Annotated in this window: 10 protein-coding genes; 2 read left to right on the top strand and 8 right to left on the bottom strand. The window is 46.5% G+C overall.

Going from position 1 to position 18,166, the window contains the following annotated elements:
* The first annotated feature begins 194 nt into the window (after positions 1-194).
* Both BUB37_RS15530 and BUB37_RS15525 read left to right on the top strand, forming a co-directional pair.
* Entirely contained in the window at positions 195-2,888 is a 2,694-nt protein-coding gene (locus BUB37_RS15530) for a tetratricopeptide repeat protein (RefSeq protein WP_072994735.1), read from the top strand.
* On the top strand, positions 2,885-3,493 hold the full coding sequence (locus BUB37_RS15525; RefSeq protein ID WP_072994734.1) for a hypothetical protein: 609 nt from the start codon (positions 2,885-2,887) through the stop codon (positions 3,491-3,493). Before BUB37_RS15530 ends, BUB37_RS15525 begins: the two co-directional genes overlap by 4 nt.
* Before the next feature lie 21 nt (positions 3,494-3,514).
* Here the strand turns inward: BUB37_RS15525 and BUB37_RS15520 are convergent, their stop codons facing one another.
* The 8 genes from BUB37_RS15520 to BUB37_RS15485 all read right to left on the bottom strand — a co-directional run bounded on the left by BUB37_RS15520 (position 3,515) and on the right by BUB37_RS15485 (position 18,016).
* Positions 3,515-4,936, bottom strand: coding sequence for a sulfatase family protein (locus tag BUB37_RS15520; RefSeq protein WP_212635310.1), 1,422 nt, complete (start codon positions 4,934-4,936; stop codon positions 3,515-3,517).
* A gap of 78 nt (positions 4,937-5,014) precedes the next feature.
* Positions 5,015-6,469: a carbon starvation CstA family protein gene (locus BUB37_RS15515; protein WP_072994733.1), complete on the bottom strand. Its 1,455-nt coding sequence runs from the start codon at positions 6,467-6,469 to the stop codon at positions 5,015-5,017.
* Positions 6,470-6,472: 3 nt separating this feature from the next.
* Complete coding sequence (locus BUB37_RS15510) at positions 6,473-8,146, bottom strand: FAD-dependent oxidoreductase (protein ID WP_072994732.1); 1,674 nt, start codon at positions 8,144-8,146, stop codon at positions 6,473-6,475.
* Between the two features lie 53 nt (positions 8,147-8,199).
* Complete coding sequence (locus BUB37_RS15505; RefSeq protein ID WP_244526856.1) at positions 8,200-9,675, bottom strand: sulfatase family protein; 1,476 nt, start codon at positions 9,673-9,675, stop codon at positions 8,200-8,202.
* Positions 9,676-9,770: 95 nt separating this feature from the next.
* Positions 9,771-11,459 (bottom strand): FAD-dependent oxidoreductase, encoded by a 1,689-nt coding sequence (locus tag BUB37_RS15500; protein WP_072994731.1) that lies wholly within the window; start codon positions 11,457-11,459, stop codon positions 9,771-9,773.
* 16 nt (positions 11,460-11,475) lie between these two features.
* Entirely contained in the window at positions 11,476-13,056 is a 1,581-nt protein-coding gene (locus tag BUB37_RS15495) for an arylsulfatase (protein ID WP_072994759.1), read from the bottom strand.
* A gap of 132 nt (positions 13,057-13,188) precedes the next feature.
* Positions 13,189-14,613, bottom strand: a complete 1,425-nt coding sequence (locus BUB37_RS15490) for a RagB/SusD family nutrient uptake outer membrane protein (RefSeq protein ID WP_170863176.1) — start codon at positions 14,611-14,613, stop codon at positions 13,189-13,191.
* A gap of 43 nt (positions 14,614-14,656) precedes the next feature.
* A complete protein-coding gene (locus BUB37_RS15485) occupies positions 14,657-18,016 on the bottom strand; it encodes a TonB-dependent receptor (RefSeq protein WP_072994729.1) in 3,360 nt (1,119 codons plus the stop codon).
* Positions 18,017-18,166: the final 150 nt, after the last annotated feature.

Below are 18,166 nucleotides of genomic sequence, written 5' to 3'. Positions count from 1 at the left end.
CCATAAGTTATCAAGAGAAGACACCTAAAATTTAAAAGATTGCCCCAGTGCTTGTTCCCATAGTCTCTTTACCGGAAAAAAGTATTCCCCCCATTGCTTGTTTCAAAGCATTTATTCCTCTAATTTTTACCCATAGAATTGTTTGCCTTCCCCCGTAGACCGATCTAAACCACTAAATTGCAAATCTTCGTAAGATGCCAAACGGGACCCTATTTCAAACTTACCTTCTTTTACCGGTTCAAGACCTAGACACGATCTATGAACAGTTATGGCCCGGTATCGGCCTCGTTCTTTCCATTCTCATCGTGCTCGCCACGGTGTTCAAATGGTATGTGGAAACCTTTAGCCAACTCGGCGATGCAGTAGACAATTCGCAAAAGATTTTTCAACGGCTCAGGTTCTGGAAGAAACCAACGGGGCAAACGGTATTGAACAAACCCCAGCTCTACCCCGGAAACCTAATGACCAAGGAAAACCCCAAGGGCAAATATGTAGACGATAACGACAACCTTAGCAATTTGGGTGAAATCATAGAAAACAACCAATTGATCAATGTGACGGGGCCTTCGGGCATCGGAAAAACCCGATTGGTGCAAGAGGTGTGCACGGTACGGTTAAAAGACAGGTTTCAACTGGTTATCGAAGTCGACTTCGAATCGCTCCAAAACGGCGAAATCGAAGATATGTTCGCACACGCCCAGGGCATACTCAATCGCTGCCTCAACAACGACCGTAAGGAGGATTACTTTTTTATCGCAAAAAATTTCCAGTCCCCGACCATCTTTTTCTTCGACCACTACGACCATGTGAAACTGAATTACGGCCTGCACGTAAAAATTTACAAAGAGTTGATCGAACCCTTTCTCACCAACCCGAACATCAAGGTTATCATTACAAGCCAGGTGAAAATCAATTTTGTACAGGTCATCTATGAGCTAGAGGGGCTAAGCAACGTCAGGTCGATCGATGGCCGTTCCGAAAAGGACCTGACATCGAACTACGGCGCCATAAAACTGTTTTGCAGACTGCATAACGACTATGTGGACAAATTCAGGAAAAAGGCCCGAAAGTCCTTTACCTTGGAACAAATCGGGATAATTGCCGACCTGTGCAACCAAGTTTCGAACAACCCCTTGGGCATTCGACTATTGGCCTGCAAAAGTGTCGAGTACGAGCTAAAGACCATTCAAGGCCAGTTCACCAAATTGTTGCAAAAGGAGATAATACCCCTTTACGGCGAACTTTCGGAAAGGCACCTCAATATGTATACCGCCTTCAAGTGGAATTATGACACCCTCGGCGAGGAAGAAAAATTGTTCTTCTACCATCTCAGTTTTTTTAAGAATGGATTCTATCTCAGAAATATTCCCCACTGGCCCCAATTCAACGACTACCTCGAAACCACCGAGACCGTCAAAAAGTTCTATAACCAAAGCTTGCTTCGGGAAACGATCGACCCCGATGGGGAAGAGGAGCGGTATGAAATTTATGTGCTTTTCAAAGAGAACGTTGAATGGGACATGAAGTCGAAGGGCATAGCTTACGACAAGACCTACCTATTGGAAATATGCCATAATTACCACACCCTGCTACAAAAAATACACTCTTGGCTCTTTGACAAGGACAATACCGATTTGGACAACAGAAGCATTTCTGCCCTCAAAAACGATGCGTTGGACATCGAGGGCATGATCAAATGGTGTACGGACAACGCCAACCAAGACCTGGCCCTAGACCTCTTGGTTCTCTTGGAGAAAATTTTGAACGAGGTAGGTCCATACGTTATTTCAGAAAAATTATACGACGGGCTTCTCGATCATTTCAAATCGGGAAAACCACGGGCCAGGCTATTGATGTCAAAGGCCCGGCTTTTAAAAAGCAGCAAAAGCAGGGACCTGAGTCCGGCCCCCATCAGGGAGGCCTTACAGATACTCGCCGAACAAACAAGCATTGATAAAACAACGGGGGAAATCTACCGCATAGGGGCCAACCTGTCGGGCGAATTGGCCGAATTTGACATAGGCGAATCGATTATCGAAAAAACCATGGCCTTTTCCCCGGAAGAGATCGAGAAAATCGGAATGCTCAACTATGCCTTTGTGATTCTGGAAATGGCCCGGGCCCAGGAAAGAAAGGGCAATTTCGATTTGGCGGCCGAACATTTCGAACAGTCAAAAACGCTTATGACAGGCTATCCCCTGCAACAGGCAAGGGCCTGTAACTACACGGCTTTGTTTTATTGGAGGAGGGGGAAATTCGACAAGGCCGAAAAGCACCTGAAACAGGCCATAGTCAATTACACGGGCATAGGCGAGGACCGTTGGATCCTAGGTTTTAAAACCAATCTCGGATTGCTCTACAGCGATATGGCCGATTTGGAAGAGAGCCTTAAATATACCAATGAAACCCACGATGCCCTAAAACTGAAGGGACCTTACAGTTGGTTTCAGATCAACAAGATAAACAAGGGCCGAATTTATGCCCGAAAACCCAAGACGATCGCCCATTTTCAAACGGCCGAAGCCTTGTTGCTCGACAGCTATGCCGAACTGACCAAGATAAAGTATTGGGAGTCCGCCGCACTGGCCTCGATAGAATTGGCAGACCTATATTACAAGTACAATCGGCCAAAGGATGCAACCGAATTTTGCCATACCACCTTAAGCCTTTGCGAAGACCACGACTTTACCCGTTACATGAGGTATTACCGGGCCCTATGTCTATTGGGGCTCATGAAGTTTGAAGACGGCCTGAAGGACGAATCGAACAACTACCTCTTAGAAGCGGAGGAAGTACACCGGTCGGTCGATAAAAATGCCTGGCTCAGCTACGAGCTCACCAAGATCCGGTACAACCAACTAAAAAAATATCACAGTCACCCCCTATGAAAGACACCTATTTATACCCTTGGAAAGATTTTTTGCGAAGCAAAGACGAGTTCAACCTGTTCGGATATGGCAGCTTGATCAATCAGTTTTCGTCCCAAAAAGACATCAAGGGGTCCTTACAGCTTGTACCCGTTACGGCCATCGGGGTAAAACGGATTTTGAATTACGACCCCGACGAGAATGTCCGAAGCCGCCCCATATACCACGACCCCGACCGAGGCGAACCCTATTTCGGGGCGTTCAATGTACAATACACGGGCCTTGACCACGACCGGGCCAACGGCGTGCTTCGAAGGGTCCAAAAATCGGACTACGCGAATTTTACGGCCAGGGAAATCGGGTATTCGCTGGTGCGAATCGAATGCTTCCCCTTCGACCGGCCCGAGGCCAAATCCATCGAAGCCTATACCTTGGTCGCCCCTGAGGTATATAACGGCAGGCAGCTTGTTAACAACGACCTATTGCCCAACGTACCCTATTACAAAATTTGCCGGGACGGGGCCAAGGCCATTTCAGCAGCATTTTTACAGCAATGGCTTGATACTTCCTTTTTGGGCGACGGGCGTTCGGTAAGGCAGTGGGAAAAGGACGAAGGCCTGTTTTAGCCCCGCCTTGCCGGGTCGCCTCTAAAAACCGCTGATCACATTTACTTTTTCAGCCCCGGTGGAAGCCCCTGGCATTTCCCCTCGTATTTGAAAGTTCCCGTCAATTTTTTTACCCCCGTCCCTGGTGTACCAGTCTTTCGTCAGGCCATCGGGTATGTTGTCACGGGTCTCCCGCATCCAGTCGGCGAGTACTTTTCTCAATTTCCCGCGCACCTGCCCAAACTCCTCATTCCCGATCAAGTTCTGCACTTGAAGGACATCGCCCTTTATATAAAACAGCTCTTCCTTGGGTCGCGGTGCCAAGAACACATCGTACTGGGCCTTGGTCAACCCACCTTTGTCGTTTTTTGCCTGAAGGGACTTAAAAGCAGGACTGTCCAAGGCATCTGCCGGACCCTGGTTCGGAAGCTCGGGCCTGGAATTAAGTATGTAGACAAAATCCGTAGTCCTGACCATACGCTCATGCGCCTCATGGTCGTGCCAATTGTGTTCGGCAAAAGCATAGCGCCTAAAATTGGTATGGGGCCGAAATAAGAGTTCCTTAAAGCTCCTGCCCTGAAAGCTTTCGGGGATGGCCGCGTCGCAAACGTCCAAAATCGTAGGGGCCAAATCGACACTACTGATCAAACTTTGGCTCGTACCGGTAGCCATACGGCCCGGCCAATGAACAATAAAGGGCGTTCGTATGCCCGAATCGTACAATCGGGTCTTGTCACGGGGAAAGGGGCGGCCATTATCGGCCATGACCACCAACAGGGTGTTTTCATAGACGCCTTCCTTTTTTAGGGTTGTTATAACCTTCCCGATATGGGTATCGAAGCGCTTGATTTCATCGTAGTACTTGGCCAGATCGCCTCGTGTAGGCCCATCGTCGACCAAGGTAGGTGGAACGACCACATCTTCGGGGCGGTGGGTACCCGAAAACCGGTTAACGCCCCAAGGCCTATGGGCGTCATAGGCGGCAAACCAGAAGAAAAAGGGTTTGCCCCTATCCCTTTCCAGAATCGAGGGCACCCACATTTCCTCGCCCCCGTCACCGTTCTCGGCACGGCTATCGTGTATCTTGTCGAAGCCCTGACGCAGCAAGGTGCCCATATGCCATTTTCCCGCCTGACCGGTATAATAGCCTTTTTTTTTCAGTTCGGAAGCTATGGACCCAAATGCCACCTTGGGCTCGGTATGCAGCTCCGCCGCTCCCGTATTGTGGGGATACCTACCCGTCAAAATACTTATTCGACTCGGACTGCACGAACTGGTCGTTAGAACGGCATTGTTGAACCTAAGGCCATGGGCCGCCAAGCTATCGATATGGGGCGTTTCGACAAACGGGTTTCCATAGCAGCCAAAATCGTTCCAGCTTATATCATCGGCAATAAACACAATGACATTGGGCATTCCCCCTTGCCCGGACTTCTTCGGAACTTGGGCAAAGACCATCCCCATAAAAAGGAAGCATAGCCAAGCGGCAACTGTATTATTTCGATTCAACGGCCCCATAAAACCTTCCAACATTACTATTTATCATCCTTTTTCCGCAAGCACTTTACCGGTTCGGTAGCTTGGGCCGAGCTTGTACCACAGGAACAGACCGGTTATGAACAGGGTAATGAATCCCCCGCCAATATAGGCCAAGGTATTGTCGAGTTGAAAGCCCTCCGGAGCGATCAAAATGTAGGTACTACATACCATACTCATAAAGATGGCCGGCAGCAAGGTAACCCAATAAGCCTTTTTGGCATCCATAAGATATGCCGTTATCGTCCAAAGTACAACGGTGGCCAAGGTTTGGTTGCTCCAGGCGAAATAACGCCATATAATGCCAAAGTCAACCAAGGTGAGTACAAAGGCAACAACGAACAAAGGCACACTGATGAGCAACCTGTTCCTAATTTTCCTTTGGTTCGATTTAAAAATATCGGACAAGATCAAACGCGCCGACCGAAAAGCCGTGTCGCCCGAGGTTATCGGGGCGGCCACAATACCGAGCAGGGCCAACAGTCCGCCGACCTGGCCCAACATATTTACCGATATTTCGTTCGCCGCCCAAGCGGCATTGTTGCCATGGGCCGCCATCATTTCATTTAGGCCGTTCACGTTGCCGAAAAAGACCATGGCCACCGCCGCCCAAATAAGGGCTACAACGCCTTCGGTTACCATGGTGCCGTAGAATATCTTCCTTCCTAATTTTTCGTTTTTCATACACCGTGCCATCAATGGGGACTGGGTAGCGTGAAAACCCGAAATGGCCCCACAGGCAATGGTTACGAACAAAATAGGGAACAAGGGGGTTTCTTCGGGGTCGGCGGTCATATTCACCAGATTGGCCGGTACGATTTCGGGAATGTGATAATCCCCGAACATCAGGGCACCGAACAATCCCAATGACATGAGGATCATGGCGATTCCGAAAAGTGGATAGAGCTTGCTTATCAATTTGTCTATGGGCAGTAGGGTAGATAAAATATAATAGGCCAGAATAATGGCTACCCAGACCCAAATGTTCCAATAGCCATTGGTCATGCCATCTATAATCTTTGCCGGGCCCATAAGAAATACCGTTCCTACAAAAATCAGCAACACTATCGTAAAGTAGCGCATGAGGTGTTTCATTTTGGGTCCTAGGTAAATGCCCACGATCTCACTTATGCTCAGGCCGTCGTGACGGACCGACAACATACCCGAAAAATAATCGTGTACCGCCCCTGCAAAAATGCTCCCGAGTACGATCCACAGGAACGCCGAAGGACCATACATGGCGCCGGCAATGGCACCAAAAATTGGCCCTAGCCCCGCTATATTGAGAAATTGGATCAAGAATATCCTCCAGGTGGGCAGAGGGATAAAATCTACCTCATCGTTCAATCTCAGGGCCGGGGTTTCTCGTTTCGGATCAGGGGCAAAAATGGTTTCCACAAACTTGCCGTACGTAAAATACCCCAGCACCAAAACCCCAATGGAAATTACAAACGATATCATTTTCTATTGTTTTTCAAGCACCTGCCCCCTGTCCAAGAGCACTTTTTTCAGGCTATTGTAATTTACTTCCTGAACGGGAACCTCCCCGTCGATGGCCATTGCCGCGGCAGCGGCGGCCGACTGTCCCAAAATCATGAACACGGGCTCCATTCGGATCGATCCAAAAGCAATATGGCTCGAGGAGACACAAACCGGAACCAACAAGTTAGCACATTCTTTCTTCTTGGGCACCAAAGAACCATAGCTTATGGCATACGGACCGTTGGTACCGACCCCGATATCGCCCTCGTTCTGCACGAAGCCATCTTCCTTAACGTAGCGCTGTACGTTATGGGAATCCATGGTGTAAGAGCCCATGCCTACGGACTTGGGCGTAGGCCTGCGTTTTAACAGTTCGTTTTCGGTCATGACGAATTCGCCTATCATCCGGCGTGCTTCACGAACATAAATTTGATGCGGCCAGTTGCCGTTATCGACAAACTCATCCTTTGCCAAACCCCACTTCTGCATTTCCGTTTGAATGTCCTCGGGCACCCTAGGGTCGTTGGCCACAAACCACAGGAGTCCTTTTTGATATTGTTCGTGTTCTTTGATAATCTCCCTTCTTCGTTCATACGAGGCCTCGGGGTAGTCGTAATTCATACCGATGTTATCACTACTGAACGGACCGTGGTTGTTGGTATCGGTCTTATAATTGGGAATGGCATCAAATTTCCCGAACCACTCCTTCCATCCCGATTCAAAAACACGGGCCAACAGTTCGTATTGCATGGGGTCGTAACCCTCTGGTTTCGGGAAAGGTACCCGATTGGGTTCGTGATTCGTCATACAGGTACGAAAACAGTAAGCCTGAATTTTATTGTCTCCGCTATATTTTTCTCCGGGATGTTCGCCGGAAACCCGAGGCAGTAATCCACTAGAAGGATCCCCAGGCACCACATAGGGCGAAATATCGGATGCGAACCAATGCTTGTGGTGCAAAACACCGGTCTGAACACCGTTCCACTCCTCACCGTATACATCGCGGCCCTCACGGCCCACGTGATAGCTAACACCTGCAGCCGCCATCAGATCGCCTTCGTAGGTAGCATCGAGAAACACCTTTCCCTTATAGGTTTTACCGGACAGGGTGGTGATCGAAATAATTTTGCCTTCCTTTAAAACCACCCCGTTTTCGCGGTCGAGCCACTCGTCGCGGTCTACCCGTATGTTTTCATCCTGTACAAAGCTTTCAAAAACCTTTTCGGCCACGTGGGGCTCAAAGATCCACATGGTACGGTTCTCCCCGTCCATTGCCGGCGTACCCTGCCCCGTATTGCCATACTCACTGTGCGGCTGCCATCGCCAGGCCTCATCGGTATTGTAATGGTTGTATACACGTTGGTAAAACTCACGCGCCAGTCCTCCAATGACACTTTTATCACCCGTATCCGTCCAGCCGAGTCCCCCCGAGGTCAAACCGCCCAGGTGGATGTCGGGCGATACGACCACGACCGATTTGCCTGAGCGCTTGGCCTCGACGGCAGCGGTTATGGCCGCGGAAGTACCGCCGTAAATTACGATATCGGCGTAAATGGCATCGTCTTGGGCTTCGGGTTTCTCCTTGCAGTTGATAGCCAAGATGGCCGCGGCCATGGCAAGTAACAAGGCAGTTGTTCTTTGTTTCCAGTTTTTCATCTGTTTGTGGTTTAGGTTTATCGAATCGGTTTTGTTGTTTTCGTTTGTACTGATTATAGGGAGGGCCCATTTTTCGCTTCCCTGATTATTCGGGCCATCTCTTCTTGCATCTCCCTTACCAGTTCGGGATGTGCTTTGTATTCATTAACCATTTCGAGGGTATCTGCGTAAAGGTTGTACAACTCACCTTCTGTATGCTGGTCATCGGGAGCTATATACTTCCAATGGCCTTTTCTCAATCCCATCCTTCCCCTTGATGATTGGACAATGACAGAGGGCCTGACTTCCTTGTCGTTTCCTTTTAAAACGGGCAAGAGGTTATAGCTATCAACTCCTTCCCCCGCGGATAAATCATAATCCAATATGGCAGCAAGGGTTGCCATCACATCATTTAAGGCAAATAATTGCTGGGAAACGGCACCTTGGGGAATATGTCCCGGCCACCTTGCAATAAAAGGTGTTCTAACCCCTCCTTCCCAAATACTTTGTTTGGTCCCTCTAAATACCCCGTTGGGCCTATGCACCAATTCATCTGCCACTTTTACTTTCATCTCACTAAGAGTGTTACTAACCTGCGAGAAATCGGCATTACGACTTGTTGTCGTAAAAGTAGAACCATTATCACTGGCAAAAATCACCAGCGTGTTATCCGTCAACTTCAAGCTATCTAGCTTCTTCAGCAGTTTTCCTATATAAAAATCCAATTCGTGGACATAATCCCCATAAAGCCCCGCATCGGTGGCTCCGATAAAACTATCACCTACGGCCAGTGGAATATGTGGCACGTAGGGAGCATAGTATAGAAAAAATGGATTACCGTCGTTTTTTTCAGTATGCTCTTCGACAAACCGAGTGCTTCTATCCGTAAGAAAGGAAAGGTACCGTTCTCTGGGAAACTGTTTTAAATGCTCCTTGTTCGTTGCGGAATCCACATTGTAATAATCGTGCTCCAAAAACCCGATTACCTCTTTATTCCCTAAAACCCAACATTCGCTCGCACAACTAAACCCAAGCCAACGTTCAAACCCATAATCAACGGGACCATCGCTTATCAGCTTGGTCAAATCAATATTGGCCCCATTGTTATCTGCCTTAAACTTACCATAGCCCGCTGGTTTTTTCCCATCTAAAGTTGGAAAGGTTGCCCCTAGGTGCCATTTTCCAAAACCTCCTGTCGCGTACCCATTATTTTTGAGCATTTGCATTATAGTCAATCGATCGGGCCCGATCATTGAGGGTTCATAGTTGGCCATAACCCCTGATTTTTTCCAGCTTCTAAAGGGATAGGTTCCTGTTATAAGGGCAAATCTTGACGGCGAACAAACCGAAACGGGACAATAGGCATCTGTTAGCCTAATACCTTCTGAAGCCAACCTGTCCAAATTCGGGGTCGGAACCAAGGAGTTTTTATTGTACACCCCTAAATCACCGTACCCAAGATCATCGGCCAAAATGATTACTATATTGGGTAATTCATTTTTTGTGCTTGGGCTTTCCCTTTGTTTGCAAGACGATGCACAAAAGTACATTATACAAAACGACAATGCTTTTAAGACCAAGCGTCCCGTTTTATATATTGATTTTATCGAACTATCCATTTTCGCATATATCAAACATATCATCACTAAGGATCCAATCGCTGACCGTCTTGCTCCAAGATTGTTCGCAAAGTGGCATAAGGCACATCTTGAACCGACAAACCTTTATCAATTGCCAAAGAGGCCGCCGTTGCGGCAGACTGGCCCAAAACCATAAATACTGGTTCCATCCGTATCGACCCGAAGGCAATGTGCGTTGCGCTCACGCAAACAGGTACGATCAAATTTTCACATTCTTTTTCTTTAGGGACCAAGGATTTGTAACTTATAGGGTAGGGTTTAAATCCATGGGCTTCAACATTACCTTCATTCTGTACAAATCCGTTGGCATCGACATAACGCTGAACATTATGGGAATCCATTCCGTAGGCCGCCAAGCCAATCGCATCCTCAGCTACCTTTAAACCCTCGCAATTATGCTGGGTCATCACATAATCGCTGACCATACGTCGAGCTTCCCGTATATACAACTGTTGTTGCCAGCCATCCTCCCGTTCAAACTCATCCTTTGTCGTCCCCCATCTTGAGGCCTCTTCACGCACCTCCTTTGGAATCCTTGGGTGGTTGGCCAATGTCCACATTAAGCCCATTTGGTAGTTCCTATGCTCTTCTATGATCCTATCGCGTTCCTCATATGAGGCTTCTGGATAGTCATAGTTTTTTCCGATGTAATCAGTGGAAAACCCGAATTTATTATTTGTATCGGTTTTTCTATTTGGCATTCTTGAATTGATCCACGGCAACAGGGAATTACCATAGCTATACATATCCCGTATTTCTCCCTTACGTGCCTCGTAATTTCTAAACAGAAGCTCATAATCAAGTTCGTTATAACCAGAAGGCTTTTTAAACGGGATTCGATTTTCTGGATGATCGGTCAAGCACATTCTAAAACAATAGGCCTGTATCTTATCGTCTCCAGCCCCCTCGAGTCCAGGTTTTTCGTTTACATTGGGCAGAAGTCCACTATCGGGATTACCTTTTATGATATAGGGATCAACCCCTTGGACAAAGTTGTGGTTATGGGCATTCTTGGAGACCAATCCGGTCAAGGACAAATTAATATTGTTGGCCTGCACCCCATTCAAGGTTTCACCATATTCATCATTGCTCTCGCGTCCTATGGCATAGGAGACCCCTGCTGCCGCCATTAGGTCTCCTTCATAGGTGGCATCGAGAAACACCTTACCTTTATATTTTTTTCCACTTTCCATAGTAATGGACACAATCTTACCCTCTTTTTTTTCCACTCCGTCCCTTCTGTTCAAACGCTCCTTATAAACCAGTTTTATTTTTTCTTTTCCGATCATTTCATGATAGACCGATAGTGCCGCGGAAGGCTCGAACGTCCACATAGCCTCTTCCCCCTTTTCGGTCCGTGTTTGGCCCCCGTCCATATAGTCCGATCGATTTTCCCATTTCCAATTTTCAGGATTGTCATAATAGCGTTTAATATTTTCATAGAACTCCCTGGAAATTCCTCCAATGGCTTGTTTATTACCGATATCCGTCTGACCCAGACCTCCTGTGGTCAATCCACCTATTCTATTTGTGGGTTCTATCAAGACGACAGATTTGTCCATTCTACTGGCTTGAATGGCTGCTGCCACACCTGCCGAGGTTCCTCCATATATTACAATGTCGTATTTTTTGGATTGGGCATTCGTGATTTGAAATATCAACACGAATACAAAAAAGGCAATTAATTTTCTCATTTTATTTCTTTTATAGTTAGTATTTTGTGACGATTTCCCTTGGGTAATATTCCTTCGGGTAATTGGGGCTGAATTTGATTTCCTCTGTTCGTAGCCCCAACTCACCGTTCACTACCCAAGGTTCGCCACGTTCAGCTAAATGGTCTACCATTTTCCGCCTCCATTTTTGGAGCGTATTTTTGTACTCCTTCTTCTTTGCCAAATCGCACATTTCTTTGGGGTCTTGTTCCAAATCAAAAAGCTGTTCTTCCCCTGTTGTGGCAAAATAGATGTATTTATATTGAGCATCGGTCAATCCTGTCCAGTTATTTTCAGGCCAATAGCAAGTACCATGTTCAAGGTCTAGGGTTTTGCGCCAATTATCCCTTTCACCCTTGATAAGGTTCAATAGGCTCAAGCCATCCAAATCGGTCGGCGGAGAAATCTGGGCCACCTCCAAAAAAGTGGGAAGAACATCCCTTAATTCCACCAAGTTTTCGATTACCTGGCCCCGGTCGGCCTCGATTCCTATACTTTCTGGCCATCGAACGATCATTGGCACACTCGAAGAGCCTTCATAGGGATATGATTTGCGCCATAAATGATGGTCGCCCATCATGTCACCATGATCGGAAGAAATCAAAATGAGCGTATTTTCAAGTTCTCCCGATTCTTCCAATGCCCTTAGTATTTTCCCAATCTGTTCATCCATAAAACTTATCGATGCCAGATAGGCCTCTCGAGAACGGCGAACGACACTATCTCCATAATTACCTCTGGGTGAATTTTGCTGCTCCCCTATATCGGGAACCTTATTGAACCCACCATATTTTTCATCGGCCCAATCGCCCACGGCAGCCAATGGAAGATCTCTTTTCTTATAAAAATCCAACCATCTTTTCGGCGGATCAAATGGCGGGTGTGGTCGATGGAAGGCCACTTTGAGAAAATATGGGGCATTCCGGTTATAACCGCTTATAAAATCAATGGCCTGATTGGCGGTCCATGTGGTCGGGTGCAGCTCCTCCCCATACGGATATACGCCGGCGCGATGATCAGTTGGCCCCAAACCCGTTCCATCAATATTTTTATCCGGAGCTTTGTCCTTAAACCACTTATTGTATGCATTTTGTGGATGTCCCCAGCCCTCACATAAAGCAATCTCGTGAAAACCGTGCATAAACTTAGCATTATCAATGGCACCTAATTCTACATTCAAGGGCCCGGCTCCAATAGGCTTAAAATGTAGCTTTCCGGTTGCAAACGTATAATAGCCGGCATCCCTTAATAACCGTGGCATTTCGTTGCTATATTTTGTTGCCATCGGGGCATAGGCCAGAAGTCCATGTTTCCATGGTTTCTTTCCCGTCAACAATGCCGCCCTTGCCGGAAGACAAGTAGGAGTGGCACTATAAGCCCTGGTAAAGACCGCTCCCTCATTTGCCAGTCTGTCCATGTTCGGAGTGTAAACCCATTTACCTCCCTTAGCCCCCACATAATCGGAGCGCAATTGATCGGGAAAAATCAAAATGATATTCGGGGTTTTGTCGTTTTTAACCTGAGCACTACAAAATGCCGATAGACCAAATACCAAAAATGGCAAACTCAAAATGCGCATCCTAAATTTTAAATAAAAAATGGCATCCAACATTAACATAGGGTTCTATTTTATATATCTCGGTCGACGAAGAAATTGGAAGAATACAGGCTTGATTACAAGCCTGTATTAAAACCGATCAAACGTCTTATATCAATACCCAGGGTTTTGATCCGATTGACCAATTGCCGGATTATTATTTATCTCATCTTCCGGAATAGGCCATAGAAGTCGTTCGTCTATGACATTCTTTCCGGCGGCGGCGAAAGCTTCCTTAACCTTTCCCGTTCGCTTCAAATCAAACCAACGCCTACGCTCGATCATAAATTCGTATGCTCTTTCCTGTAATACCGCATTTTGGAATTCCTCACTTCCCATACCGGGTGGATAATCAACCGGCGATACACTACCAGGGTCGTACCCATAAGCCCTTCTCTTTATCATATTGAGCCGTTCCAGCGCCAATGCAGACGGACCTCCGTTTGCCATAGCGGATGCTTCGGCATAAAACAAAAAGGCCTCCGTAAATCTGTAGATAGGAACACTATACACACTTTGTCCAGATGTGTTGGTGATGAATTTTTTAAATAGTATCGGGGTCGTATCGGGAAGCGGGATCCATTCGCCTTCGGCATTCTGTATTTGCGTATAGAGATTAAAATCCTTTCGAAGGTCATTATCGTCCCATTCGTCACCGATAAAGGAATTTGGATCGGGCAGCCAGGCAAAGACACCTCCGGACGAATAGTTGTACGGAATATTCCCGGCCCTATGTAAATAGTTGGGAATAGTGGAGCCCTTTGTTTCGGAATGATGCATCGACATGATATCTTCAGAGCTCGTATCTACCGCAAAAATTTTATAGAAGTCGTCGGCCTGCTCCACGGTAATCAGTTCAAAAGGCCCATTATTAATCACATCCTCGGCCTTGGCAGCAGCTGCATCCCAATCTTCGATCGTAAGATAAACATGGGCAAGCAACATTTTGGCAGCCCATTTAGAGGCCCTTCCCGTATCACTTCCGACCTCACCTAAACCTTCTTCCGCAGCCAAACCATCTTGAACAATGAGCTCATAAACCTTGCTTTCAGCTTCCCTAGGCGCCTCGATAGCGCTTAGATCGACACTTTCGGAGGTTTTGATCGGAACTGGGCCCCAGCCCCGAACCAATTCGAAATAACACAAGGCCCTAAGAAAATGAGCTTCAGCCAAAATTCGATCTCGCACGCCAGCATCTATGTCTTCGATATTGGGCACGTTTTCCAAGACTGCATTCGCCCTATTGATCGTATTGTAAAACGACGACCAGTTTGTAGCGCACCTACCTATATTCTGTTGGTTGAGAATTTGATCCCAAATGGTTATAGGCGCTTGGGAACCCCTTCCAAAGAGATAATCCCCGTGCAGTTCGGTCATTAGATAATTGGTGATTCCAAAAAAATCGTTCTGCATCCCTGCGTAAGCACCTGCTATGGCCGCCTCGGCATCATCCGCATTTTTATAGAAATTTGCCTTGGAGACAAAATCTTTTGGAACTTCTTCCAATGTGTCTTCGCAAGAAGCAAAACACACTGCCATTATTATAGTTATTATTATATTTTTCATTGCTTTTTTATTTCGATTAAAATCTTAGTTTCATACCTATAGCATAGATTTTAGCACTCGGATAACTACTTTGGTCATGACCAAAACGAAGTCTGTCTCCAACATTACTAGAATCCGTCCCTCTTGTATTGGCTTCCGGATCGATTCCCGTATAGTTGGTAATAGTAAATAAATTAGTGCCCGAAATGTAGAGCTGAACTTGGTCGAACGACCTCAATCCAACTTGGTCCAAAGGAAGGTTATAGGCCAATCTCATAGATTTGAGTCGCAAGTAACTTGCATCCTCAATAAACCTATCGGATACCGTAATTTGTGTTGCGCTACTTATCTTAGGATATTTGGCATTGGGGTCCGGGTTTTCCTCCGTCCAATAATTCCCAATAATATCCCTAAATTGATTATTTCCCCTTTGAAAGGAATTGAGATGCGTTCCATTTGTGGCGTTGAAAAGTTCATTTCCCTGAACCCCTTCCAAAATAAGGTTTAACTCGATTCCCTTATAGCTCATATTAGAGGTAAGGCCGTATATAAAATCAGGATGGTAACTGCCCAATATCACCCGGTCGAGCGAATTGACAATGCCATCGGGCACTCCGTCGGGCCCACTGACATCTTGATATTTTATAAATCCGTCATCATCAAGACCATCTTCCAACAGGCCATAAAAAGCCCCCAAGGGCTCCCCGACCCGGGCGATGTTTGCGCTCGGCCATACCGCGCTTTGTTCAGAACCAAAGATATCACTGTCCCCTGCAAGTTCGATTACCTTGTTTCTATTGGCCGAAATTTGGCCGGAAGCACTCCATTTGAACTCTGTCCTGACAATATCGGCATCCAAACTAAATTCAATACCGCTATTTTGTATTTCCCCTAAATTTCTTAGTATCGACCCAAACCCTACTGTAGGGGGGAGAGGTACCGATGCAAGTAAGTCCTTGGTATTCTTCTTATAATAATCAAACACAACTCTTATGCGGTCATTGAAGAGATTAAGATCAAAACCGACATCAAGTTGCCCTGTAGTTTCCCATTTTAGATCACTATTTGCAATACCTGTGGGATAGAAACCTATAACATCCGTTTGCCCTCCATATATGTATTTTACGGAGTTCAAACGATCAAGTGACTGATAGGGGCTTAAGGCCGTATTACCGGTAATACCATAACTTGCCCTCAATTTAAGGTTGGATATGGTTTTGCTGTCCTCTAGAAACTTCTCATCCGATATGCGCCAGGCTAGGGCCCCTGAAGGGAAATAACCCCATTTGTGGTTAGCTCCAAACCTGGACGAACCGTCCGCTCGGATACTGGCCGTGAACATATACTTTCCTTCATAGGCATAATTTATTCGCGACAAAAAAGACGATAATGTCCAATCCGAATAACCGGAACTAGGGTTACCCACGGTTTCCGCTGCCGCCAAATTGAAGTTTTCGGTAATATTATTGGCAAAACCACTAACGCTGATTCCTGAACTGCGGTATGCACTTGTTTGGTATGTCGCACCTCCGATTACATTTAAGCTATGTGTGTCATTAAAATTTTTGGAATAGGTTAAAACGTTCTCGGTAAGGAATGAATTGGAATAAGAATTTCCTTCCGAAGCCGACCCCCTGTCATTGTCATAAATCACGGGCAGGAAAAAATCACTTCTACCATGACTGTATTGTAGCCCCAACAAGGTCCTAAACGACAAATTAGGAGCAATCTGGACATCTAAGGTGGTATTTGCCAAAACACTATTGGAAAAAGATTGGTCTTTCCTAAAAGTGCTGATCAAGGGGTTCCGCATATCGGCCGAACCGAAATTATAGGCCTGTTCGATTTGTGTGGGCAAGCCCTGCTCATCGTACAGAGGCAAGGTCGGAGGCGCCGATGCAGCCGCTGAAAGCATCGAGTTCCCCCGGTTTCCATTGTCTACCGGAACTGAATTGCGTTCATTTCTGGATAACTGAACGTTTAATCCCATTTTCAACCAGCTCTTTAGTTCTTGATCTAGGTTAATTCTAACCGAACCCCTAGTAACCCCAGAATTTTCAATAATACCTTCTTGGTCATAGTAGTTCCCCGAAATCGAATACCTCCCCTTCTCGGAACTGCCTGAAAATGTTACTGTGTGGTTGTGTACGGGAGCGACCCTAAAGATAGCATCCCACCAATCGGTTCCAGGATTTTGTACTTCGTCCACATCAAAATAAGGGTCAAGGCCCTCGTTCTTTAACCATTCATTGGCGACAATGGCATATTCCTTGGCATCAAGCAAATCATAGCGGTTGATTGCCTGCTGCATCCCAAAAAAGCTATTAATTTCCACTTTGCTTTCTTGCCCTTGAACACCTCGCTTCGAGGTAATGATCACCACCCCATTAGCTCCCCTTGAACCATAAATGGCCGTTGCAGAAGCATCCTTTAAAATATCCACGGATTCTATGTCCGCAGGATTTAAAAAATCAATCCCCCCTGTAACTGGAAATCCATCTACCACATAAAGAGGTTGGTTATCCCCAATCATTGAATTGCCTCCACGTATTCTTACTTCAATTCGGGAACCGGGTGTTCCGGAATTTTGGGAAACCCTGACACCGGCAGCCCCGACTTTTAAGGCCTGTTCCATATTATAAACGGGGACGGCTTCCAAGGTTTCACTTTTTACCTGTGACACCGAACCCGTCAAATCCGACTTTTTCATGGTCCCATACCCCACAACCACCACTTCCTCGAGGCCTGCCGCACTTTCCTCCAAGGTAATGGAGACGGTGCTTTGCCCGTTTAAGGGAACTTCCTTGCTGGCAAAACCGATGTAGGAGACCTCCAATACGGCATTGTCATCGCTCACTTTAAGGGAGAAATTCCCGTCAAAGTCGGTCTGGGTGCCATTTAGTGTTCCCTTTTCAACAATGTTCGCTCCCGCAAGCGGCAGCCCACCGGTATCGGTCACCGTTCCGGTAACCACCTGTTGGTCGAGTTGGTCTAGGGAATAAGGACTGGCCTTTATCTGTATTTCGGCCTTTTTGGGGTTTCGGGTCAAAAGAATTTTACGGTCGTCCAGCTCGTAGGAGGTATCGACGTCCTTGAACAGCTTCCGTAAGATGGTCTCTATGCTGGCCTTCTTAAGTTTGATCGAAACCCTTCGTTGCAGGTCGACCGATTTGGTGTGGTAGAAAAATTTAAACTCCGTCTTTGCCTCTATCTCATCGAGTATTTCCCTTACACTGGTATTTTCCCTGTCCAGGGTTATTTTGGTTTTTTGGGCATAGGTCGGATTGGCCTGGACCAAAAAGCCAATGGTAAGGAAAAACAGAAGCGACAACTTCATTTTTAGGTCGTAGTTAGAACGCCACGGGAAACTACCCCGCGACTTTGGTGGTTTTTTCATAATTTTGAGTGTTTATTCGTGATTACGCTAGTGTGTGATCATTCACTAAATCGGGAAATGTTGCACCATTTTCCGATTTTTGTTTTTGCCCCTAGGTCATCGGGGCCATTGTTCAGTTGGTTTATTTTCTTTTTTTCATTGGCGCTAACA

Source organism: Pseudozobellia thermophila (genome assembly GCF_900141855.1).
Lineage (GTDB): Bacteria > Bacteroidota > Bacteroidia > Flavobacteriales > Flavobacteriaceae > Pseudozobellia > Pseudozobellia thermophila.
This window is presented reverse-complemented; position numbering and strand designations above follow the sequence as displayed.

Bases quoted from the DNA above. Each gene is read 5' to 3' on its own strand.
- BUB37_RS15525 (WP_072994734.1), top strand. From the start codon at position 2,885: ATGAAAGACACCTATTTATACCCTTGGAAAGATTTTTTGCGAAGCAAA.
- BUB37_RS15510 (WP_072994732.1), bottom strand. From the start codon at position 8,146: ATGAAAAACTGGAAACAAAGAACAACTGCCTTGTTACTTGCCATGGCC.
- BUB37_RS15515 (WP_072994733.1), bottom strand. From the start codon at position 6,469: ATGATATCGTTTGTAATTTCCATTGGGGTTTTGGTGCTGGGGTATTTT.
- BUB37_RS15490 (WP_170863176.1), bottom strand. From the start codon at position 14,613: ATGGCAGTGTGTTTTGCTTCTTGCGAAGACACATTGGAAGAAGTTCCA.
- BUB37_RS15485 (WP_072994729.1), bottom strand. From the start codon at position 18,016: ATGAAAAAACCACCAAAGTCGCGGGGTAGTTTCCCGTGGCGTTCTAAC.
- BUB37_RS15505 (WP_244526856.1), bottom strand. From the start codon at position 9,675: ATGTACTTTTGTGCATCGTCTTGCAAACAAAGGGAAAGCCCAAGCACA.
- BUB37_RS15520 (WP_212635310.1), bottom strand. From the start codon at position 4,936: ATGGGGATGGTCTTTGCCCAAGTTCCGAAGAAGTCCGGGCAAGGGGGA.
- BUB37_RS15530 (WP_072994735.1), top strand. From the start codon at position 195: ATGCCAAACGGGACCCTATTTCAAACTTACCTTCTTTTACCGGTTCAA.
- BUB37_RS15500 (WP_072994731.1), bottom strand. From the start codon at position 11,459: ATGAGAAAATTAATTGCCTTTTTTGTATTCGTGTTGATATTTCAAATC.
- BUB37_RS15495 (WP_072994759.1), bottom strand. From the start codon at position 13,056: ATGCGCATTTTGAGTTTGCCATTTTTGGTATTTGGTCTATCGGCATTT.